This is a genomic window from Erythrobacter sp. SG61-1L, from assembly GCF_001305965.1.
Lineage (GTDB): Bacteria > Pseudomonadota > Alphaproteobacteria > Sphingomonadales > Sphingomonadaceae > Andeanibacterium.
Genome location: NZ_JXQC01000003.1, coordinates 2,043,490 through 2,066,951, shown reverse-complemented (window position 1 = coordinate 2,066,951; position 23,462 = coordinate 2,043,490). Strand labels below are relative to the sequence as shown.

The window sequence follows — 23,462 nt, the reverse complement described above, 5'->3', positions numbered from 1 at the left end:
TTACTGTACCCATGAAACGCATCTCCCGTCTGTATTGCGCGATTGCCACCACCGCGATGGTGACTTGCCTTGGACACGGCACAGCCATGGCCCAGGCCGAAACGGAAACAGAAGAGGCTGCGGCCGATCATGGCGAGGCCATCATCGTGTCGGGCTATCGTACGTCCAACGCTGCGGCGATCGAAGCCAAGCGTGATGCCATCGGCATCACAGACTCCATCGCGCAGGATCAGGCCGGCCTGCTGCCCGATCTGACCATCGCCCAGGTCGCACAGCGCATTCCGGGCCTCGCACTGGTGCCCGATTTTGCCACCGCCGATGACCGCTCGCCCGATCTGGCCGAAAGCGTCATGATCCGCGGCATTGGCTCGAGCTACAATCAGGTGACTATTGACGGCCTGCCGCTGGCCACCACTTCGTCCGACAGCCGCGGTGCGCGCATTGAGCTGCTGCCGCCGTCCTTCGTCAGCCGCGTGGATGCGATCAAGACGATCACCGCCAATCTGGACCCCCATGCGCTCAGCGGCCAGCTCGACCTGATCACTGCCAGCGCATTCGACACGAACAAGACCTCGCTGGCGGTGCGTGCATCGCTGGGCGATAATTCCACGGCTGGCGCGGCCGACCTCGATCAGGGGCAGAACGTGCGCGCGGACGCGACGTTCAGCACGGTGTTCGGCGCGAACAAGGATTGGGGCATGGTCATGTCCGGTTCCTTCGCTCGCTATTATTCCAGCAATTACGACCAGAAACCCGGCGCTGTCGACACCAGCTATCTCATCTACAAAAACGGTTCGAACTCGCAGGTCGATTATAACGACATCAAGGACACCAACGGCTATTCCGCCGCATCGCGCAACCAGATCTTCGTCTATGACGACACGGTAACGCGCGCCTCGGGCGTGATGAAGCTGGAATATAATCCGTCTCCGGCGACGTATGCTGCCGTCTATTCCGGCTATTTCTACCAGGAAGAGGACGAGATCCGGAACGAGTATCTGGCGACGGCCACGACCAGCACGGCTCCGGCCAACCAGACGGAAACCTATGGCGAATGGGCCAAGGGCCGCACTTCGCTGGGATATTCCCATCAGCCGCAGAAGCGAGAGACCTTCGTTGTTTCCGCGCTGCTGGATCAGGAACTGAGTGACAAGCTGGCGCTTCAACTGCGCGGCAGCCATTCGCGCGCACGGCTCAACACCATTCGTGACCGATCCAAGTTCAATACGCTGAACAATCTGGTGCAAAGCGGCTTCACCTACGATCTGAGCGCCGGCTTCCCGACGCTGGATTTCTACGACCCCACTTTCGTGAACGATGCGTCCAACTATGTGCAGAGCTATATCCAGCACATCACCCAGCGTGCCGCGCAGAACCTGAGCTACGGTTCCGCCAATCTGGCCTACAATGTTGACGGGGATGCGCACGGCTTCGGCTTCAATGTCGGCGTCAGCTATTCCAACACCGATCAGAACTACGACGAAGGCCGCATCGCCGGTGTTCTGGTGAGCGACGAGACGGTGAACATGGCCAATTTCGTGCGCTCCACGCGGCTTGGCACGACGGACCCGGATGTCGATTTCCTGTTCATCGACGATGAGGCCTATCGCGCCGCGTGGGCCGAGCAGGGCATGCCCAGCAATACCGATGACAGCGATACGGAGATCAGCAGCGACTATCAGCTGAACGAGCAGATCTTCGCCGCCTATGCCGAAGCGAATTTCCGCACTGACAATTTCAACCTGCGCGCTGGCCTGCGCTTTGACTCCACGGTCAACAATATCGACCTCTGGGTTCAGGACGAGAACCTGCCGGCCGAACCCAACGATGCGGCCCAATATGTGCAGACCCGCCGCCGCGCGACCTATGACTATCTGCTGCCTTCGGTCATCGCCAGCTATGACTTCGACAATGGCGTGATCCTGCGCGCCGGTTACAGCAAGACGATCGGCCGCCCCAACTTCAACTATTACGCCATCGGCGAGAGCATCGGCCTGCCCGAGGACAGCGAAGACAATGTCATCAGCATCACTCGCGGCAACCCGGACCTGAAGCCGCGCACGTCGAACAATTTCGACGTCTCGCTGGAATGGTATGCCGGGCGCGGCAGCCTGCTTTCGGTCGCGGCCTTCTACAAGGACATCAAGGATCTGATCTTCATGCAGAACGTCCTGCTTGAAGGGTATGAATATGATGGCGAAGTTTATAATGCCCGCGTGACTACGCCGATGAATTCCCAGAATGCGAAGCTGAAAGGCGTGGAGCTTTCTGCCCGTCAGGACTTCAAGGATATTGCTTCGGGCTTCCTGAGCAATTTCGTCCTCTCGGCAAACGCGACCTTTATCGACGGTAGTCAGACGGTTGTGCAAGCCGATGAATCGCTGCGCAACGTGAACGGGCTGGAAGGCCAGCCGGAATTCCTGGCCAATGCGACGCTGTCTTACGAAACCAGCCGTTTCGGCGCCTCTGTGGCCTACAATTATGTGGGCGACTACCTGAAGTCGATCAACGAGAATGCCGAAGTGTTCGACATCTTCAGCAAGCATCGCGGCGAGTTCTCGGCGCAGATCCGTTACAAGGTGGCGGACAACTTCACCCTGATCGCGGAAGGCCAGAACCTGACCAAGTCGGAAATCGAATATTTCCGCGAAATGCCCACCGGACGTCTGGTGGCCGAACGCAGCGAGAAGGGCCGCGTCCTCTGGCTGGGCGTCAGCGGGCAGTTCTGAGCCGCATCCGGGAATCCCGCTGAACCGGGGAAGGGCGGGCGATCACTCGTCCGCCCTTTCTTGCACCAACCGGCTGACGCCTCAGCCAAGCCGACAAGAGAAGATCATGTTCAGGAACCTTTTGAAATCCGCCGTTCTGCTGGCGCTGTTCTCGGTCGCGTCGCCGTCTCTGGCCGCGCCCTTCTGCGGTGAGACGCCGCAAATCGCTGCCTTGCAGGAAGCCTGGCACGATCCCACTGGCAGGGTGATGATTGCCTCGCATCGCGGCGGGCATCTGCGTTCTCCCGAAAACTCGCTGGCCGCAGTCGACGAGGCAGTGGCGGCAGGCGCCGATTTCGTGGAGATCGACGTGCGCGTCTCGCGCGATGGCGTGCCCTTCATCATGCATGACGGCACGGTGGACCGCACCACCGATGGCAGCGGCAAGGGTGAGGACATGACTTTCGCCCAGCTGCGCGCCCTGCGCCTGAAAGGGGGCGACACGCCGCCGCCGACCCTGCTGGAAATGCTGATGCATACATGCGGGCGGGTGCTGGTGGATCTGGACATGAAGACGGATCGCTTTGCCCCGGTGCTGGCCGTAGTGGACGGGCTGGGAATGGCCGACCAGGTGATGATGTTCGACAGTGACAGTGACGTGCTGCGCAATGCGCGTGCCCTGTCACCGGCGCTTCCGGTCATGACGCGTCTGCAGAAGGATGTGCCGATGGCGGAAAAGAACCGCGCGCTGGCCCCGGTTGCGATCGTGCATGGCGATGAAGAGACGCTGACACCCGCCATGAAGGCCGCGATTGCCGACATGCCTGCCCGGATATGGGCCAACAGCCTGGGTGATCTGGACAAGGATCTGGGCTCCGGCGCGACGGCTTGTCCGCGCCTGAAGTCGCTGCTTGGTCAGGGCGCATCAGTAATCCAGACCGATCAGCCCCGCCTGTTGCGTGCCCGCCTGTCCGCATGCGGCGAAGGGGGTGACGAAAAACGCTAAAATCATGCTCGCTGCCGGAAATCCTGCGTTTTTTGGCCTTTGCGCAATGAAGCTGTCACTAAGGAAAAATATCCGCGCCCTGCTCGCGTAGGGAGGCCGCACCGTGAAATTCGATGAATCGGCATATCGCCTGTTTCGCGGTGACATCTATCGCCTGGCCTACCAGAAACTGGGCGACCATTCGGCGAGCGAGGATATTGTTCAGGACAGCTTCCTGCGCCTTGCCCAGTACCGGCAGGGGGGCGTCGGCAACGTCGGCGGGCTGCTGCGCCGTATCGCCAGCAACCTGATTGTCGACCGGGCGCGCTTACAGAAGCGCAAGCCGGAAGAGGCCTTGCCGGAAGGCCGGGATTTTCCCGGAGAGGAACCTTCGCAGGAAGCGGTTCTGATCGACAAGGAGCGCATGGAACAGGTTTCTGAAATACTGGACCAGATGCCGCCCATGCGCCGCGAAGTATTTATCATGCGGCGCCTGCATGGCATGTCGGCAAAGGAAGTGGGGGCAGCCTTGTCGATCAGTCCGGCGGCAGTGGACGCCCACGTGGCGAGGGCGGTTCTGGTCCTGCACCGGGGCATGTCCGCGCTGGAAGATCGTGTGGTTTCGGAATGAACGCCAGCATCGACGAATACGAGGAAGAGGAAGCCGCCCTCTGGGTCGCCCGTCACATGGGCGGCCCGGTGGATGCGACTGCCTTTTCCGAATGGCTTGCAGGCGGGCAGGGACGGCGCGAATTATTCGACGCCATGTGGGCAAGCTGCATGGACGATGCTGTGACTGCCGCGTTGCAGTCGCGCGGCACGGATCAGGATAATGAACCTCTGTTTCAGGCGGACCGGGCAGAGCAGCGGAGCCATCTCGGCCGGCGCGCAGTGGCCTTTGGCGCCGTGGCAGCATCGCTGGCGGCCGTGCTCGCCTTTTCCTGGCAGCCGTTGCGCTTCGCGCTTGCTCCGGCGCAAACCTATGAAACCGGTCCGGGGCAGGTGCGCGAAGTAACTCTGGCGGACGGTTCCATTGTCGTGTTGAACGGCGCCAGTTCGATCCAGGTCACCATCGCGGGCGAGCGGCGTTATGTGAAGCTGCAAGAAGGCGAGGCCCTGTTCGAGGTTCGCCATGACAAGGAAAGGCCATTCACGGTAGCTGCCGGGGATGGCCGCGTTACCGTGCTGGGCACCCGCTTCGATCTGGCGCTGAACGGCGAACAGGTGGATCTGGAGGTCACTCGCGGCCTAGTGCGCTTCGCGGGGCAAGGCGGCGATGCATCCGGTGTGCTTGTGCCGGCTGCGCATCGTTCCGCACTGGTCAAAGGCAGGCCGACCGAGCCGGAACGGTTCGATGTGCAGGGCGATCCGGCTTGGCGTGGTGGCTGGCTGGAAGTGGCGGACATGCCGCTGGAACGTCTCGTCCCCCGGTTGGAACGCTGGACCGGCAAGACCATCGTCGTGCAGGATCGTTCATTGCTGGCAAAGCGCGTGGCCGGGCGTTTCCGCCTGTCGGAACCGGGCGTGGTTCTGGAAAGCCTCGGCGTGATCTATGGCTTCTCAGTGCGCGAAACGCCGCAATCCTATCTGATCGAGACACAGTGACAGACAGGCCCCGGCAATGCGTGAGTCCCCGTATCCGCATTGCCACTTCCGCCCCCGGAAGTGCCCGCCCGCAGGCCTGCACTGCTGAGCCAGCATGAACCCCCTTCGCCCAACCCTTGCCCTGGCGGTGCTGATGGCTGCGGTTCCGGTCAGCGCCCGCGAAGTGTCCTATTCCATTCCCGCGGGGCCATTGCCTGCGGCGATCAACAAGTTCTCCAAGGCCAGCGGCCTGCAAGTCATCGCGGACCCACGGCTGCTGAGGGGCAAGCGCACCGCTGGATTGCATGGCAAGATGCCGCTGCCGAAGGCGCTGGAGCAGCTTCTGCGTGGCACGGACCTGATCGCGCGGCAGAGGGGCGGTGTAATCTTGATTATGGAGGTCCCGCGCGCCCAGTCTCGGGGCGCCGCCAAGGCACCAGCACCAAGGCCCGAACCTGCGCCAGTAGGTCGCGCCCCGCCGCCTGTGCAGCCGATCGTGGTGACCGGGCAACGTATTGCCGACCGGTTGGCCATCGCGGCCAAGAAAAATGCCGTAAACATCGTCGATGCCGTCTCGAGCGACGACATTCGCCGCCTGCCGGATACAACGATTGTGGATGCGTTGCGCCGCGTGCCGGGCGTTTCGCTGGTGGCGATCGCGGATAACGAACACCCGCGGGACGTGCCCATTGCACCGGTCGTGCGCGGGCTGACACAGGCTTACAACAACGTCACCATGAATGGCATGCCTATGGCCACCACCGGTGTGCCCGACGCTGTATCGAACAGCGCGAGCCGAGGCGGCCGCATGGACGTGCTGCCTGCTTCGGCCGTAGCCGGGCTGGCCGTGGTGAAGACTTTCACCCCGGATCTGGACCCAAACGCTATCGGCAGCGCGATCGACATGCAGACGCGCAGTTCACTGTCCGGCAATCGCGAGGCGTTTCTACAGGGTGAGGCCGGGCTGGCCGGGGTCAGCCAGAACGGAGAAATACGCTCGCAACTGCCACTAGGCGGCCACGGTTCCGTAACGGCAGGCCTGACATTCGGGCCGGATCGGAATCTGGGCGTCGTCCTGTCCGCCAGCTTCGGGCGGCTGGACAATAACAGCTATGTTCACGGGACAAGTGACGGCAATTTCTTCGCCTATTATGACGATGACGGGCACAAGGTGGACAGCCGCGACATGTCCAATGGCATTGCCGTGCCGCGTCAGGACAAGTTCTGGTACAACGAAAGTTCGCGCCAGCGGTGGAGTGTGATGGCTGCGCTGGAGGCTGAACCGGACAGCAATACACGTCTGTCCGCATTGGCCGGCCTGTTCCGCTTTGACGACGGATATGCGCGCAACGAGATCATCATCGGTGCAGGAGATGCCGATGTTCTAGACCAGACGCCGGTTTCGGGTCGCTATGAAACCGGCACGGTACAGGCGGGTTATCGCGAGGGGGCAACTCGCAGCGATGTGGCTGTCATGCAATTGGCGGCGGACTTCAATCCATCCCTGCGCGACCGGGTGAGCATCCGCGCCGGACTATCCACATCCGGCTTGAATGAAGCCTATGACATGGTCAAGTTTACAGCCGGGCAGGATGAAAATGGCAAGGCGCCGGGCACCCCGGAATTCGGCTTCTCCTATGATACTTCCGGCTTCCACCACAGCTTCAACCTGAATGCCGACAATTACCGGGATCTTTCGCTTTACCGCCCCTCCTATTGGCGGCACCGCTGGCGCAGAGCTACTTCCAGTGTCGGCACGATGAAGGGTGACTGGCGCCACAATGCTGAAAAAGGCGATTGGGGCGCAGGCTTTGCTGCCGGGTTGGCGTGGAAGCGCACGCGCTATGCCTATACCTATTACAGTGAGGAATATCGCTCGCTCGACCAGGGGCTGACGCTGGCCGATATCGCCTCCATCAGCGAAGCGCCGCTGCGCTACAATCAGTCGGGTCTGAACCTGATCGTGATCGACCCGGTGGCAGCATGGCGCATGTTCGACGCAAATCGAGGCAGCATCTTTGCAGAAGATGAGACGGATGCCCGGTTGCAGGACAATTTTGCCCATACTGAGAGCATTCTGGCCGGATACGGCATGCTGCGTTATGCCGATGGGCCATGGGAAGTGCTGGTTGGCGCCCGGGCGGAACAGACGGCCACGGTTACTCGGGCCAATATGAAGACGGCAGACATCTGGGCGCCTGTCCGAACGCAATCCAACTATCTGCGCGTCCTGCCATCTGTGCTGGCCAATTATCTGGCGACAGGGGATTTGCGTCTGCGTGCCGCCTACAGCCGCACGTTCGGCCGCCCGGGTTTCGAAGCCTATGCGCCGAACCAGTCAGTGGAATTCTCGACCGGTGCGGATGAGGGAAACCCGGACAGTCTGGGCGTGAACGTCAGCCTGGGAAATCCGGCCATTCGCCCCCGCATTTCGGATAATATCGACCTGTCGCTGGAATGGACCCCGCCAGCCGAATTTGATGGTCTGCTCTCGGCAGCCTTGTTTCACAAGCAGATCGGAAGCGAGATCTTCGATTCTGTGACCAGCGGTTACCTGCTGGACGGAATATATTATCGCAACGCTCAGGTGACGCAGCCCGTCAATGCCAGCGGCGCCCATATTTCAGGGCTGGAACTCAGCGCTACAATCGGCTCGCTGGGGTCGATTACTCCCTTTCTTGCCGGTGTCGGCTTCAACGGGAACTGGACCGTGTTGCGCGGCGGGATGACCGTGCCTCTGTCCAGTGGGGACACCCGCGACATGAACAGACTGGTGGGGCAGCCATCGGAAATCCGTAATCTGTCGATCTTCTACAATCAGGACGGGTTCGAACTGCGCGGTGCGCTGAACTGGACGGGGCAGGCGTTGCGCAGCGTCACGCCCGACGATGCATGGCAGGATATTTACTGGGCGCCGCGCCGCCAGTTCGATCTTCAGGCGCGCTATCGCTTCCGCTCGGGCATCAGCGTGGTGCTGGACATCGCCAATATCACCGAAGAGCGGCTGGTGAGTGTGACCGGGGAACATCGTACATGGCTGAAAGACAGCTATTCCGTGCCGCGCACTGTGCGCTTGAGCGTGAATTTCAGCCTTGGTGGTTCCGGCGGTGAGCCGGTGAAGGACTGAGGCGGCGTTCAAAGGCATGGTTCGTGAAGGCGACGCCCGCTGCGCGATTTCCGTCAAAATATGTTACGTAATTGAAATTAAATTGGTGTCGCGATTGAGGCGCGGTATTGCAGGCAGGGCGCCCCATCGGCGCCTTGCTCGCTCAGGTTTCTGGCGAAGCCGGCGTCGGGTAATCGAGGGCCAGGCCGGGCAGATCGCGGTCGTCATGAGGTGAGCCGCGCCCCATGAGCAGGCGCACGAATGGCAGCGATGCGGCGCCGATCATGCCCGCCCGGATGCCCAGTTGAGAAGCAAGCACGCGCGGGCGGGGCAGGCCTACCCCTTCATTGCAGAATTCCGGTGTGTCGATCTCGGACACAAGCGCGTTGAGCATCGCCAGCGGCAGCCGCCCACCGATGACGATCGCAGCCGGATCGAGCACGCGGGCGGTAAGCGCCAGTTCCTGACGCAACTGCGCGCCAGCTCGGCGTATCCAGGCTTTGAGCGGTGGACAGTCATTCACTGTCAGCTTCTCAAGTTCGGGGAAGTCCGCAATTTCGATCCCGGCCTGCGCCAGGTTCGCGAACAGATCCTGGCCGGAGGGGCGGGGGCGATCGTTCGGGAACTGGATACCGATCATTCCGGCATTGCCATAGACTCCGCGATAGAGGCTGCCACCCAGCACCAGAGCGCCGCCGATACCGTGGCCCAGATGGACGAACAGGAAATCATCGATGCCCTGTCCTGCCCCGAGAAGGCGCTCGCCCAATGCCGCGCTGGCAGCGTCGTTTTCAACGAAGACCGGCAGGCCGATGCCTTCGGCAAGGCGGCGGACCGAGCCGGGCGAGCGCAGGTCGGGGAAGAAGGCATGCGGGTTGATCTGATCTGCCCCGCGAATGAAATCGCCGGGCAGGGCAATTCCGACGCCGCATAGCGAAGCCCGGTCGAACTCCGTCGCTTCAAGGCCTGCAATGAAGTCCCGGATGAGCCGTGCCACGTTTTCCGGCGTGGCCTGATCCGCGGCTAGCGTGGCGGCCTGCAATTGCGCACCGGCCAGATTGCACAGGCCGATTTCGACGCTGCGATGCGAGAAATAGACGCCGACCGCATGGGCGCCTTCCGGGCGCACGGTGATCGGGCGGCTCGGCTGGCCGCGGGCGCCGCTCCTGTCCACGGTTTCCACGATCAGCCGACGGTCGAACAGGGCCTGCACGATACGGGTCACCGAAGCGGGCGTCAGGTCGGTCAGCACGGCCAGCCGGCTACGGGCGATCGGCCCGCGTCGCCAGACCATATCCAGCACGCGTCGTTCGTTTGCGGAAAGCTCCATCATGGCCCTGTCTATCGGGCGGCCGCGTGCTTCTCAAGCGGTGCGTCTCCCCGAATGCAGGGATAATATATTTCTCAATGTAATTTAAATGACGCACGAGGCCCGTAAAGCCCGGTCAACGCCAGGGAGGCGACGAGGGATTTCGCGGGCGAATCGCGCGCTGCACATCCACGGGGCGCCTCCAGCGAGAGCGGCCATCCGGCCGGTAAACACTTTGCTGAAGGAGCCAACATGGGCTGGAACTCGAAAACTCGGTCGCGTCGGAGCAGGGCGAAATGGGGCCGTGCGGCTTGTGCCATCGTCGCTATCGCTACCGCATCGTCGGGCTGGGCATCGGCAGCTATGGCTCAGGAAGCGCCGCAGGGCGAGGATGGCACCCACGAGGCCATCGTCGTGACCGGCAACAAGTCGCTCACTGCGGCGACCACGGATGTGAAGCAGGAAAGCACCGGCGTGGTGGATTCGCTCACGGCGGCGCAGATCGACCTTACGCCCGATTTCACTCTGGCCGAAGCTGCCGCCCGTATCCCGGGCGTGTTCGGCACCTCCTTTCAGGGCCAGCCGCGCTTCCTGTCGCTGCGCGGCCTCGATGCGCGGTACAATTCCGTTTCGATCGACGGAAACAAGCTGTTCAATTCCAGCGAGAACAATCGCGGCAGCCAACTCGACATCATCCCCGCCTCTCTGATCAACCAGGTGGACGTCATCAAGGCGACCACACCGGACATCGATGAAAACTCCATCGGCGGCCACATCGCGGTGCGCACCCTGCGCGCCTTCGATGGCGGCAAGGGCACTTTCTTGAAGGGCAAGGTGCAATACGGAGTGTTCGACCGAGATCAGGGCGCCGATGACAGCACCTTTTCCGGCCGCGCCGACGCTGTCGGGAAGTTCACTTTCGGCCCGGGGCGCAACTTTGGTGCCGTGCTTGGCCTCGACGTCCAGCAGCGGGCTTCGAACGAAGATTATTTCAATCTGGCCGATGGCCTGCAGACCTACGAGGACGGGGAAGGCAACCGCTTTGAAATCCCCGCACGCGGCACGGCCCGGCTTGAGCGTATCTATACCACCAACCGTCGCAATGCCGCCTTCGGCAAGCTCGAAACGCGGGCTGTGGACGATCTTTATGCCTTTGTCGGGCTGAATTATTTCGGGGTTGAGGACAAGCAGCAGTCGGACCGTAAGCGCTACTTCGTGGATACCCGGCCGGACCGCGTGGTCGAAGCGGAAGACGGCTATGCCGTCGGTTCGCGCGGGAGCGAGGCGTTCCAGTTTTCCGACAACAACCGCGACATCGATACGCTGATGCTTTCCGGCGGCCTCGATTATCGGCTGGGCGGCGGTAATGACGTGATCAGGCTGCGCGCATCGTGGACCGATGTGGCCCTGCGCGAAGAGTTCTTCATCTCCAACAAGTTCGAGCAGATGACGGATTTGCGCCGTCCGCGCTCAATCGACATTCGCGGCGACTACCCGGTCTTCACGGTCGATCCGGCCGTTTCGAATGACCCTGCGCTCTACGTCAATGGCGACTCGACCTATGAAGAACTGGTCGACATGGATGACGATGTTTACGCGTTGCGCGCCGAGTTCGAGAGCAACGCCTATGCCGGTGCCGAAGGCTTCGGCTTTCGCATGGGCGGATCGTTTAATCGCCTCGACCGCACGCTGGACACGGTAACAACGGAACGCTCGCTTGACGGGGTGACGTATACTTTCGCCGATAACCGGCCCGACGTTGCAACAGTCGACTTTGCCGATCCCGCGCTTGGGATCGACCGCACTGCCTACAAGGCCTTTTTTGACACGAATGCCGTCGTGGTTCGGGACGAGGCACTGAACCTCGGGGCCGATTACAGCCTGACTGAAGATGCCTATGCCGGCTTCGCCATGGCGGTCTACAATGGCGCAGGCTATCAGATTGTCGGCGGTGTCAGGGCGGTGAAGACGGATGTCGATGTCGACAATTACACTATCGTGGATGGCGTCGCCGCTCCCAACACATTCCACACTTCCTACACCAGCTTCCTGCCCAGCGTGCATGCGGCCTTCGATCTTGCGCAGGACTGGAAGCTGCGCCTGTCGCTGACGCAGACGATCGGCCGCCCTGACTTCGAGGCATTCGCTTTCGGCACACGGATCATCAATGACGGCCTCTCGCAGACAATCGTCAGCGGCAATCCCAGGCTGAAACCCCGCCTGGCCACCAATCTCGATGCCAGTGCGGAATATTACTTCGATGGAGGGGAAGGGCTGATCGCAGTTGGCGCCTTCTATAAGGAAATCGACAACGAGCAGTTTTCGCAGACTGCCAGCGCGCCCAATCCGCTCGACCCGTTGGGTCAGTCACAGATCCGCACGACCACTTTCTCCGACAATGGTTCGGCAAAGCTGTTCGGGGTGGAAATCTCGGCCTTCAAAGAGGATTTCAGCTTCATTCACCCCGTGCTGGAAGGCCTGCGGCTGAGCGCGAATTACACCTATATCGATGCCGAATTGAACGCAGTGCTGGACGACGGCACGCCCCGGACGATCCAGGGCCTGCGCAATCAGCCTGAGCAGTTGTTCAATGCGATGGCGAGCTATCAGGCAGGGCCGGTTGGCGCCAGCATTGCCTATAACTGGCAGGGCAGGGCCTTTACCGGCGAGTTCCAGACGAACCCGTCCGACGCGGGTAATCCAGGGCTGAACGACGTCTTCCTCGACAGCATCGACAGGCTCGATGCCTCCGTCTGGCTCGATGTGCTGGATAATTTCCAGCTCAATCTGGGTGCCCAGAACATCACTGGCGAAAACCAGGAAGTCCGGACCGGCCTGAGCAGCGATCTGCTGCGCCGGGCGGTGGTTTCCGGCCCGTCCTACTGGCTCGGACTCAAGTTCAAATTCTGACCGGGCGTGGCGGCGCGGCCCGATGCCGCGCCGCCTGCCGGACCACACATCCTACATGAGGGAATTTCGGCGATGTTTGCATCGAAGGTTGACGTTACGTTTGGAAATGCTGGCCGTGCCTTGCGTCCGGTATTGCTCTCTTCCTCCGCGCTTGTGCTGTTGGGCCTCGGGGCAAGCGATCCGGCGCATGCACAATGCGCGGCCGACGTTGGAACGCCCTCGCAAGTCGTCTGCTCCGGCACCGACGCGGATGGATATTCCAATTTCAACGACGCCATAACGGTGACAGTCGAGCAAGCGGGCACGGTCAACGGCCAGATCGCGCTCGATGACAACAACTTCATCGTCAATAACGGAACGATTGCCGACATCGTCGTCGATAACGGGAACGATGTCACCAATAACGGCAAGATCACCAAGCTCGTCTATATCGGTAACACCAACACGATCCATAACACTGGCGAGATCGCGGTTGCCAATAGTGAGGCGATCTATTCGGCCGAGCAGAACAACTCGGTCGAGAATAATGGCTCGATCTCCACGACCGGAAATTCCCGCGAGGCGATCCAGTTGCTTGGTGATGCTTCGATCGTCACCGGTTCCGGCTCGATCTCGACCCAGGGCAATACGGCGGAAGGGATCGAACTCGGCACCAACGCGATCGTCACTTACAGCGGTTCCATCGACACGGTCGGGGCCAGTTCCCACGCGATCAATGTCGGCGCGGGGTCCACGGTCACGCTGAAAGACGGCGCAGCCATCACGACCTCGGGCGCAGGCGCCATCGGGGTGTATAATCTCGATGACGGCGTGTCGGTCACGGTAGTGGAGGACGGGGCCTCGATTGTCACTACCGGTGCGGGTTCCTCGGCCATCATCGATGCCGACGATGCCCAGATTACGGTGGACGGCCTTCTCCAGACGTCGGGCGCCAATGCCCATGCTATCGACATTGACGACGATTCCACTGTCACCGTCGGCGCAACCGGCTCGATTGTGACCAGTGGCGATGGCGCGCGTGCGCTGGTCCTCGGACGCCGCTCGACGCTTGAGAATGCCGGTTCCATCGAAGCGACGGGCTTGGGCGCCGACGGCGTGCTGTTCGATGAAGGGCAGGCCACGCTGACGAACTCCGGCTCGATCACTTCGGCACAGGCATACGGCGTGCTGATCGACGATGATGAGCCGGGCACTTCGTCGGTCATCACCAATCTGGCGGGCGGCAGTATTACCGGGGTGAGCGGCTCCATTGCGGTTGCTGGCACGGCCGAAATCGACGCCACGGAAGAGACCGTGCTGAACTATGGCTCGCTGACCGGCGACGTCAGCCTGGGCGCAGGCAAGGACAAGTTCGCGCTTTACGGTGCCGGCTCGGTAACGGGGAGCGTCTCTCTCGGCCTGGGCAATGACCAGTTCTATGTCGAGGATGCGAACACCGGGCTGATCATGGGCACAATCGACGGCGGCGAAGGCTTCGACCGTGTCGATGCGCGCTTCTATGCCGACGGTTCGCTGGACCTGTCGCAGACGACCAATTTCGAATTCTACACTGTCGAGGCAAACGGCGCTGAAACGGACGTGACGATCCTCGACGGGAGCCTGAACGCCCCGCTAGCGCTCTATAGTGTCGGCACAATCACCAATAATGCGGACGTGACCGCCGTGGATGACGAGGCAATCACTCTGGTCGATGCGGGTGGCCATTTGGTGAACCGGGGTACGCTCTCAACCACTGGTGCGGGGGCGGAAGCACTGATGGCGGGCGATGATGCTACCATCCGCCATGAAGGCGCGATCCTGACTGACGGAGAAGATTCCGAAGGCATTCAGGCAAGCGACAACGCCCGGATCACAGTGGCGGTAGGGAGCAATGTCGAAACCAAGGGAGCAGGCTCCGAAGGCGTGCAGGCAGCCGATGGCTCTACGGTCACAATTGGCGGTACAGTGGTGACACGGGGCAATGATTCAGAGGGCGTGCAGCTCAATGAAATTGCCAGGGTCACCATTGCACAGGGCGGCTCGATCTCGACCATGGGGCAGGGATCGGAAGGTATTCAGGCACTGGATAGTGCCACGATCACAATCGATGGCCACGTGCAGACCAACGGCGTCTATTCCGATGCGGTCAGCGCCGGGCAGGGCGCGACGATAACAGTCGGCGGGACGGGCATCGTCCAGTCTACGGCCGAAGGAACTTTTGCGCTGACCCTGGGGCAGGGCGGTTCGGTCGTAAACAAAGGCCTCATTTCCGCCACCGGTTCTGGCAATGCGGCGGCGATCTTCCTGGGTGAAGGCGTGTCCTCGCTCACCAATGAAGGCCGGATCGTATCCGCCAGCGACGCCGCAATTTTCATCTCCGACGGAAATGGCTCCAGCCCCTCCTACATCGCCAATCTGGCGGGCGGCGAGATCGCGGGCGCCGAAGGCTCGATCATAGCCTACAGCACCGATAATCCGACAGTCGAACGGGTGACGAATGCCGGGGCGCTAATCGGCAATGTCGAGCTTTATGCGGGCGATGACAGCTTTACCCATATGGCGGGTGGTTCCTTCACCGGAGAGATGATCGATCTGGGTGCGGGGAACGACACCTTCACCATGTCGGGTGGTTCGCTGAATGACATCGACGGATTGATCTATGGCGGCAGCGGCCATGACACATTTGTCTACCAATCCGGCGCGAGCACTATCGAAGCTGCGCAGGTCTACGCCTTCGAAGAGCTGGAGCAGCGTTCGGGCGTCCTGACGACGACCGACGATCTCACTTTCGGCACGATCACTATCGAAGGCGGCACTCTCTACCTGTCGACCGGTACGCGGGTTCTTCCCAATGATTTCAATAATCCGGCTGCTCGTTCCGTCGTGACGGTCGGCGCGGCGGGTGAACTGGCGGGTGCAGGCGAAGTGGTCGGCTCGGTCGTCAATGACGGCCTGATCGCGGTCGATGCCGGTCACACCATGTCAATCGCGGGCGATCTGTCGCTGAATGCAGGCTCGCTCCTGGCCATCGACCTGACTGATGCCGACATCGTGTCGCTTGAAGTCGGCGGCGTCACCACGCTCGATGGCGGTACCGTCCAGATCGACGGGATCGTCAGCGACAGCCGGACGATCACTATCCTGCATTCGACAGGCGGAATTTCGGACGAGGCGGGGCTGGACCTGCTGTTCGATGCGAGCGTGCCTTTCACTCGGGTTTCCGACGTGATCGTGAGCGGTGACAGCGTGTCGGTGCGAGTGGATCAACTGCTGCGCGATCCCACCCTGCATGCGCCTGCTGCGGCTGTCGGCGAATATATCTTCGGCCAGTTGGCAGGGGCTGACGAGACCCTGTTGGCCGTGCTGACCGAGGTTTCGGATGCGACCGACCGGTCCAATCTCGACGCCGTTCTTCGCGGCCTGTCGCCGGAAATCTACGCCAGCGCGCCAGTCGTGGCGAATATCGGGCAATATCGCGCCACCATGGGCGCCCTGACCGGTACGCTGACGAACTTCGACGTCGAGGGCGTCCGCCTGTGGACCAGCATTGCCGGTTCGGATGCGGATTACGGTTCAGACGGTTCAGTGTCCGCCTTTGACACCAACTCGCTCAACAGCGTTTCCGGGATCGATACTGCCGTTTCCGCAAATCTCCGCCTGGGCCTGTTTGGCGCGATCGGCGATACGGAAACCCGGTTCGATGCGAATTCGGGCGCCATGGACGGCACCCAATACACGCTGGGCGCTTATGCCATCCTGCGTGCCGGGGATTTCGCCCTGACGGGCGCGGCATCCTATTCGGCAGCGTCCTACGACGGATCACGCCCTCTGGCTGGGGGTGTGCTGGACGACGCAGTCAGCTTTGACTTCGACAGTTCGACCTTCGCTTTCCACCTCGGCGGAATCTGGCGCGCACCGCTGGAGGTAGTACAACTCACCGCGACCACCTCTTTCGATTACCTTGCGATGAAGCGCGATGCCTTTGCCGAAAGCGGTGGCAACCCGCTTGCGCTGGTGGTCGATGTGCAGAAGCTGGACGTGCCGCTTGCCGAAGTGGGCCTCGAACTGGGCAAGCCGGTGGATCTGGGCGACCTGACCCTGCTTCCCAGCGCCGGCATCCGCTTCGTCCATAATTTCAGCGATACCCGCTATCAGGCCAGCGCGCATTTTGCCGGGGGCGACAGCCAGCGCCTTGCGCTTGGTTCCGTGACCTTGCCGGACGATCTTGTGGAAGCCACGCTGGGCCTTGGCCTGAGCGGCAAGGCATGGTCCCTGCGCGGCGATGCCACTTACGGTTCCGGGGCGGACTTCGATAGCGTGGGCGGGCGGCTGACGTTCGACTATCGTTTCTGAGCGGGGAGGCGCCGGGTAAGATGGATCGAACGGGCAGGCTATTCGCGTGAGGCAGGCGATGCAGAGGATCAACGGCACTCCCCTCCGGCGGATGCTGGCCATTGCCTGCCTCGCCGCGATGCTTGCCTGCCCGGCTTCGGCCGAGGAAGGCCCCGCCGGCGATCCGCGGGAAAGCCTGAGCCTTTCGGCCTTCCAGATGGTGGGGACGCATAATTCCTATCATATCGAACCGCCATCCGAAGTGTTCGACCTGATGCTTGAGACGGACTATCGCGAGAGCGAGGAATGGCCTGCGCGCAAGCTCATTCCGGCCCTGTCCTTCACGCATCTGCCGCTTGAAAGGCAGCTCGATCTCGGCATCCGGCTGTTCGAGCTGGACCTGCATGATGACCCGGAGGGAGGGCGCTTCGCCCGGCCGGGCGCCTATGAATATCTGCGCAGTCAGGGCGTCCGGATGGATTTCGATCCCGGCCATGTGCTGGAACGCCCCGGCATGAAGGTGTTCCATGCCGCGGATACGGATGTGCGCAGCCATTGCCTGACGCTGGCGGCCTGCCTTGGGATCGTCAACGCCTGGTCAGACGCGCATCCGGGCCACTTCCCGATCTTCATCCAGTTCGAAACCAAGGAATCGAGCAAACCGCCTATCGCGAATGCCTATGAACCGGCGCCCGATGCGCCGTTCACAGCCGGAAGCTGGGAAAGGCTCCATGCCGAGATTTCTGCCGCCATTCCGGCTGGCAGGATCGTGACGCCGCGAGATGTTCAGGGCACATATGCATCGCTCAACGAAGCGGTGCGCAAGGGCGGATGGCCTGCCCTTTCCCGGATGAGGGGGAAGATCGTGTTCCTGCTGCTGGACGAGGATGCCAAGCAGCGGGACTATATCGCATTCGCGACATCGGCCGGGCACGAGATGGTCCTCTTCCCCAGCCTTGATCCGCGTGATCCATTCACCGGCTGGCTGCGCCGCGACAATCCGAAGGCGAGCGATATAGGTCGCCGCGTGCGCGAAGGCTTTCTGGTCTATACCCGCGCCGACAAGCACACCGATGCCGCGCGGGCCGGGGACTATACGCAGAGGGACCGGGCGCTGCTGAGCGGTGCCCAACTGGTTTCTACTGACTTCCCGGTGCCCGATCCGCGTTATGGCAGCTATTCCGTCTCGATCGATGGCCGCTATGTCGGTTGCAACCGGCAATATGCGCCGCGCGAATGTGCTGGCGGCCGGTAGGCCATTGTCGATCTGGACATTTCATCGCCAGTTTCCGAACCGGCCATCCCTTACTGCCCCGGCAATACCGTTTTCATAATTGCTTTGCATGTTGCAGCGTAGCATTGCAGTTGCAGCAAAGCCGAGGAACGATGGCGATCCAGCTGAAGCAGGACACAGAGGCACCCGATCCGATTGACGGGATTGCCCATACGCTCGACCATCTGGCGATGAGCACGGTGGCTTTCGCTACCAATGCGTTGTCCCCTTCCACGCTCATCCAGTCCTATTTTGACTGGATGCTTCACCTGTCCGTTTCACCGGGCAAGCAATTGCAGATTTCCGCCAAGGCCGGGCGCAAGGTGATGCGGCTGGCCGATTATGCCATGCGCAAGGCAGGTGACGGCGATGTGGAGCCGGCGATCCATCCCCTGCCGCAGGATCGCAGGTTTGACGATCCTGCGTGGAAACAGCCGCCTTTCGATCTGATCTCGCAGGCGTTCCTGCTGGGCCAGCAATGGTGGCACGCGGCAACCACGGATGTGCCCGGCGTGTCGCCTCACCATGAGGAAGTGGTTTCCTTCGTCTCCCGCCAGCTGTTGGACATGGCCGCGCCGACCAATTTCATCGCCACCAATCCGGTGCTGCAACGCCGGGTGATGGAAACGGGCGGGCAATGCCTGCGTGACGGGTTCAGTCACTTTGCCGAGGATGTGGAACGCTACATTCGCGGCGAGCCACCGGCAGGCACCGAGGATTTCCCCGTGGGCGAACGCGTGGCCGCCACGCCGGGCAAGGTGGTGTATCGCAACGATCTGGTGGAACTGATCCAGTACGAGCCCACCACCGATCTCGTCCGGCCGGAACCCGTACTGATCGTGCCGGCCTGGATCATGAAATATTACATTCTGGACCTGTCGGCCCATAATTCGCTGGTCCGCTGGCTGACCGGGCAGGGCTACACCGTATTCATGCTCAGCTGGCACAATCCCGGCGTGGAGGATCGCGATCGCGATTTTGAGGATTACCTGCGCATGGGGCCGCTGGCCGCGTTGGATGCCGTAACCGCGATTACCGGGGCCGAACAGGTCCATGCGGCGGGCTATTGCCTTGGCGGCACGCTGCTGTCGGTCGCCGCGGCGGAACTGGCGCATAATGGCGACAACCGGCTGAAGACCATCACCTTGTTTGCCGCGCAGACCGATTTCAGCGAGCCGGGCGAGCTGGGCCTGTTCATCGACGACAGCCAGCTCAACCTGCTGGAAGGCGCAATGTGGAGCGCGGGCTATCTCGATAGCAGCCGTATGGGCGGCGCGTTCCAGATGCTTCGCTCCAACGATCTCATCTGGTCGCGCCTGCTCGGCACCTATTTGATGGGGGAGCGCGAGCCGATCAACGATCTGATGGCCTGGAATGCGGACGGTACGCGCATGCCCTATGCGATGCACAGCGAATATCTGCGCCGCATGTATCTGGAAAATGAACTGGCGCGCGGCCATTTCCGGGTGGATGGGCACACCATCACCCTTTCAGCCCTGCGCCAGCCGATCTTTGCCGTGGGGACGGAACGCGATCACGTTGCGCCGTGGAAGTCGGTTCACAAGATTCACATGCTGACGGAAGGCGAAGTCACCTTCATCCTGGCCAGCGGCGGCCACAATGCCGGTATCGTTTCCGAACCGGGCCATAATAACCGCCATTTCCGGCAGGCGACCCGCCCGGCGGGCAATCCCGCCATCGACCCCGATGACTGGCTGCTGGGCGCAACGGCGCATGACGGTTCATGGTGGGCGGCGTGGGAAAGCTGGCTGCGCGAACATTCGGGCGACCCCGTGCCGCCGCCGCCGATGGGCGCGCCGGACAAGGGCTTTGCGCCCCTGTGCCCCGCGCCGGGAACCTATGTGCTGGAACGCTGAACCATGACGGATAAGGACTATGTCGAAAACCGGACATTCGACGAGATCGCGGTTGGCGACAGCGCGAGCATTTCGCGTGTTCTGACCGAACACGATATCCAGCTTTTCGCGCTGGTTTCGGGCGATGTGAACCCGGCCCATCTCGATCCGGACTATGCCGCGACCGACATGTTCCACCGGGTCATCGCCCACGGCCTGTGGGGCGGCGGCTTGATTTCTGCGGTTCTGGGCACGGAACTGCCGGGGCCGGGGGCGATCTATCTCAGCCAGTCGCTGCGCTTTCGCCGCCCGGTCGGGCTGGGCGACACGATCACAGCCAGCGTCACGGTTTCGGAAAAGCGCCCGGACAAGAAGATCATCCTGTTCGATTGCAGCTGCACCAACCAGGATGGCGAGGAAGTGATTTCCGGTGCGGCCGAGATCATCGCGCCCACCGAGAAGGTCCGGCGGCGGCGAGTGGAACTGCCCGATGTCAGGCTGGCCAGTCACGATCATTATCGCCGCCTGCTTGAAACGGCGAGCGGGCAGGGGCCGGTCGCGACCGCAATTGTCCATCCCTGTTCGCCGGCAGCAATCGACGCGGCGGTCGAGGCTGCGGGGGAAGGGCTGATCGAGCCGATCCTGGTCGGCCCCGCCGCGCGGATCACGCAGGCGGCCAGCGAAGCCGGGCGGGATATTTCGGCTTTCCGCATAGAGGATGCTCCGCACAGTCATGCGGCAGCGGATCGCGCGGTCGAACTGATCCGCTGCGGCAGTGCCAAGCTGCTGATGAAAGGCTCCCTCCACACGGATGAACTGATGGGTGCGGTGGTACGCCGCGACACGGGCCTGCGCACCGAACGACGCATCAGCCACGCCTATATCATGAGCGTGCCGGGCAGGCAGGATCTGCTGATCATCACCGACGCGGCGATCAATATCGCGCCCAGCCTCGCGGAAAAGGCCGACATCGTGCGCAATGCGATAGACCTTGCCCATGTTTTGGGAATGCCTCAGCCCAAGGTTGCGATCCTATCCGCCGTGGAAACGGTCAATGCCGACATCCCCTCCACTCTCGATGCTGCGGCGCTGTGCAAGATGGCGGATCGCGGCCAGATCGTGGGCGGTCTGCTTGACGGGCCGCTGGCACTGGACAATGCGATCGACACGGCCGCTGCAGTGGAGAAGGGCATCGTCTCCGACGTGGCAGGCAAGGCGGAAATCCTCGTCGTGCCCAACCTTGAGGCGGGCAATATGCTGGCAAAGCAGCTTACCTTCCTCGGCGGGGCCGACGCTGCCGGGGTGGTGCTGGGCGCAAGGGTGCCGATCATCCTCACCAGTAGGGCAGATACTTTGCGGACGCGGCTTGCTTCCTGTGCGGTGGCCGTCCTGCTGGCCCGCGCGGCAACCAAGGCGGCACCCGGCCTGCCATGACCCGGGCACTGCTCAGCCTCAATGCAGGCTCTTCCAGCATCAAGTTCGCGCTGTTCGTGGTGGATGGCGGGGGTGAGCCGCTGCATGTGGCTGGCGGCAAGATCGAAGGCATCGGCACGGCGCCCCATCTCGCCGCGAAGGACGACAATGGCGAACATGTCGTGGAGCGCCGCTGGCCCGATGGCGAAGGGCTGACGCATGAGGATTTGCTGGGTGAACTGATCGGCTGGCTGGGCAACCATCTGGATGGGCGCGAATTGCTCGCCGTCGGGCACCGGGTCGTCCATGGGGGCACAGAATTCGTCGGGCCGGTCCGGGTGGACGATGGCGTGCTGGCACGGCTCGACGCGCTTTGCCCGCTTGCGCCGCTGCATCAGCCGCACAACCTTGCAGCGATCCGGGCCATGACCGATCTGCTGCCGCAGGTGCCCCAGATCGCCTGTTTCGACACGGCCTTCCATCATGCCATGCCGCCACTCGCGACGCGCCTAGCCCTGCCGCGCGCGCTGCATGATGAGGGGATCAGGCGTTATGGCTTCCACGGCCTGTCATACGATTACGTCTCCCGGCGCCTACGCCAGATCGATCCAGCGCTGGCTGACGGCCGGGTGATCGCGGCGCATCTGGGCAATGGGGCTTCGATGTGCGCGATGGCCGGCGGTGCCAGCGTGGATACGACCATGGGATTCACTGCGCTGGACGGGCTGGTGATGGGTACGCGTTCCGGCTCGCTCGATCCGGGGGCTGTGCTCCATCTGATCGAGCGCAAGGGCATGAGCGCGGCGGAAACGGAGGCCATGCTCTATCAGCAGTCGGGCCTGCTCGGCGTTTCGGGCATCTCCAGCGACATGCGGGTACTCAGGCAGAGCGGCAGGCCCGAAGCGGAAGAAGCAATCGCCCTGTTCGCCTGGCGCGCCGTGCGCGAAGCTGGCGGGCTGATGTCCAGCCTCGGTGGGCTTGACGGGTTGGTCTTCACAGCCGGCATCGGTGAAAACGATGCAGATATGCGGGCGCGCATCTGTGCGGGCCTTGCCTGGGCCGGGGTTGCTCTCGATCAGGCTGCCAACGAGGCCAATGCGCCAATCATCAGCAGTGCCGCAAGCGCGGTGAAAGTCTTCGTCATACCAACCGATGAGGAGCGGATGATTGCCATGCAGGCATTGTCCACGCTCGGCATTGGCACGGAGGGAACAGCATGAAGCCACTCGTAGACCTCACCGGAAAGCGTGGGCTTGTCGTCGGCATCGCCAATGAACACAGCATCGCGGCGGGTTGCGCGGCAGCGTTCCGCCAATGCGGCGCCCGGCTTGCAGCGACCTATCTTAACGAGAAGGCGCTGCCATTCGTTCAGCCGACGGCCGACGCGATAGGTGCCGAATGGCTCCAGCCCTGCGACGTGCGCGAGGATGGCGAGTTGGAGGCCCTGTTCGAGCGGGCGGCGCAGGAGTGGGGCGGGCTGGACTTCGTGCTCCATTCGATTGCTTTCGCCCCGCGTGACGATCTGCATGGCCGGGTGGTGGATAGCTCCCCTGAGGGGTTCGCAGTGGCGATGGATGTATCGTGCCACAGCTTCCTGCGGATGGCGCGGCTGGCCGAACCGCTTATGTCGGATGGCGGCTGCCTGCTTTGCGTGACCTTCTATGGCTCTGAACGGGTCGTGGAGCACTACAACCTGATGGGCCCGGTCAAGGCCGCGCTGGAAAGCGCAACGCGCTATATCGCCGCCGAGCTTGGCCCCAAGGGCATCCGCGCCCATGCCATTTCACCCGGGCCGATCCGCACGCGGGCGGCCAGCGGGATCGACCGGTTTGACGAACTGCTCGAACGCGCGCGGGAACAGGCGGCAGAGCCGGAACTGGTCGATGTGGCCGATGTCGGCGCCCTCGCGGCGTTCCTCGCCAGCGATGCGGCCCGCCATATCACCGGGACAATCATCCCGGTGGATAGCGGACAGCATCTGTTCGCCTGACAGGGCAGGCGAACAGG

13 protein-coding genes are annotated in these 23,462 nt (G+C 62.2%); 12 read left to right on the top strand and 1 reads right to left on the bottom strand.

Annotated elements, in window-relative coordinates; translation table 11 throughout:
• Positions 1 to 11: 11 nt before the first annotated feature.
• The 5 genes from SZ64_RS10210 to SZ64_RS10190 all read left to right on the top strand — a co-directional run bounded on the left by SZ64_RS10210 (position 12) and on the right by SZ64_RS10190 (position 8,404).
• Entirely contained in the window at positions 12 to 2,729 is a 2,718-nt protein-coding gene (locus SZ64_RS10210) for a TonB-dependent receptor (protein ID WP_082384529.1), read from the top strand.
• Positions 2,730 to 2,835: 106 nt separating this feature from the next.
• A complete protein-coding gene (locus tag SZ64_RS10205) occupies positions 2,836 to 3,714 on the top strand; it encodes a glycerophosphodiester phosphodiesterase family protein (RefSeq protein ID WP_054530730.1) in 879 nt (292 codons plus the stop codon).
• Positions 3,715 to 3,817: 103 nt separating this feature from the next.
• Entirely contained in the window at positions 3,818 to 4,324 is a 507-nt protein-coding gene (locus SZ64_RS10200; protein ID WP_054530729.1) for a sigma-70 family RNA polymerase sigma factor, read from the top strand.
• Positions 4,321 to 5,298, top strand: coding sequence for a FecR domain-containing protein (locus SZ64_RS10195; protein ID WP_054530728.1), 978 nt, complete (start codon positions 4,321 to 4,323; stop codon positions 5,296 to 5,298). The genes SZ64_RS10200 and SZ64_RS10195 overlap by 4 nt, the downstream gene beginning before the upstream one ends.
• 94 nt (positions 5,299 to 5,392) lie before the next feature.
• Positions 5,393 to 8,404 (top strand): TonB-dependent receptor, encoded by a 3,012-nt coding sequence (locus SZ64_RS10190; protein ID WP_054530727.1) that lies wholly within the window; start codon positions 5,393 to 5,395, stop codon positions 8,402 to 8,404.
• A 142-nt stretch (positions 8,405 to 8,546) separates the two neighbouring features.
• Here the strand turns inward: SZ64_RS10190 and SZ64_RS10185 are convergent, their stop codons facing one another.
• Positions 8,547 to 9,716 carry an ROK family transcriptional regulator gene (locus SZ64_RS10185; protein WP_054530726.1) on the bottom strand — a complete coding sequence of 390 codons (1,170 nt, stop codon included), beginning with the start codon at positions 9,714 to 9,716 and terminating at the stop codon, positions 8,547 to 8,549.
• 339 nt (positions 9,717 to 10,055) lie between these two features.
• Here SZ64_RS10185 and SZ64_RS10180 point away from each other — a divergent pair, with 339 nt between their 5' ends.
• From SZ64_RS10180 to fabI, 7 genes are all read left to right on the top strand, one after another.
• Positions 10,056 to 12,602 (top strand): TonB-dependent receptor, encoded by a 2,547-nt coding sequence (locus SZ64_RS10180; RefSeq protein ID WP_054530725.1) that lies wholly within the window; start codon positions 10,056 to 10,058, stop codon positions 12,600 to 12,602.
• A gap of 72 nt (positions 12,603 to 12,674) precedes the next feature.
• A complete protein-coding gene (locus tag SZ64_RS10175; RefSeq protein WP_054530724.1) occupies positions 12,675 to 16,934 on the top strand; it encodes an autotransporter domain-containing protein in 4,260 nt (1,419 codons plus the stop codon).
• Positions 16,935 to 16,992: 58 nt separating this feature from the next.
• The gene (locus SZ64_RS10170) at positions 16,993 to 18,168 is read left to right on the top strand and encodes a Ca2+-dependent phosphoinositide-specific phospholipase C (RefSeq protein ID WP_082384527.1); all 1,176 of its coding nucleotides are present in this window, start codon (positions 16,993 to 16,995) and stop codon (positions 18,166 to 18,168) included.
• 131 nt (positions 18,169 to 18,299) lie between these two features.
• Positions 18,300 to 20,063 carry an alpha/beta fold hydrolase gene (locus SZ64_RS10165; RefSeq protein WP_193391520.1) on the top strand — a complete coding sequence of 588 codons (1,764 nt, stop codon included), beginning with the start codon at positions 18,300 to 18,302 and terminating at the stop codon, positions 20,061 to 20,063.
• Positions 20,064 to 20,066: 3 nt separating this feature from the next.
• Positions 20,067 to 21,476: a bifunctional enoyl-CoA hydratase/phosphate acetyltransferase gene (locus tag SZ64_RS10160; protein WP_054530722.1), complete on the top strand. Its 1,410-nt coding sequence runs from the start codon at positions 20,067 to 20,069 to the stop codon at positions 21,474 to 21,476.
• Positions 21,473 to 22,675, top strand: coding sequence for an acetate/propionate family kinase (locus SZ64_RS10155; protein ID WP_054530721.1), 1,203 nt, complete (start codon positions 21,473 to 21,475; stop codon positions 22,673 to 22,675). The genes SZ64_RS10160 and SZ64_RS10155 overlap by 4 nt, the downstream gene beginning before the upstream one ends.
• Positions 22,672 to 23,445, top strand: a complete 774-nt coding sequence (gene fabI / locus SZ64_RS10150) for an enoyl-ACP reductase FabI (RefSeq protein ID WP_054530720.1) — start codon at positions 22,672 to 22,674, stop codon at positions 23,443 to 23,445. The genes SZ64_RS10155 and fabI overlap by 4 nt, the downstream gene beginning before the upstream one ends.
• The last annotated feature ends 17 nt before the right edge of the window (positions 23,446 to 23,462 follow it).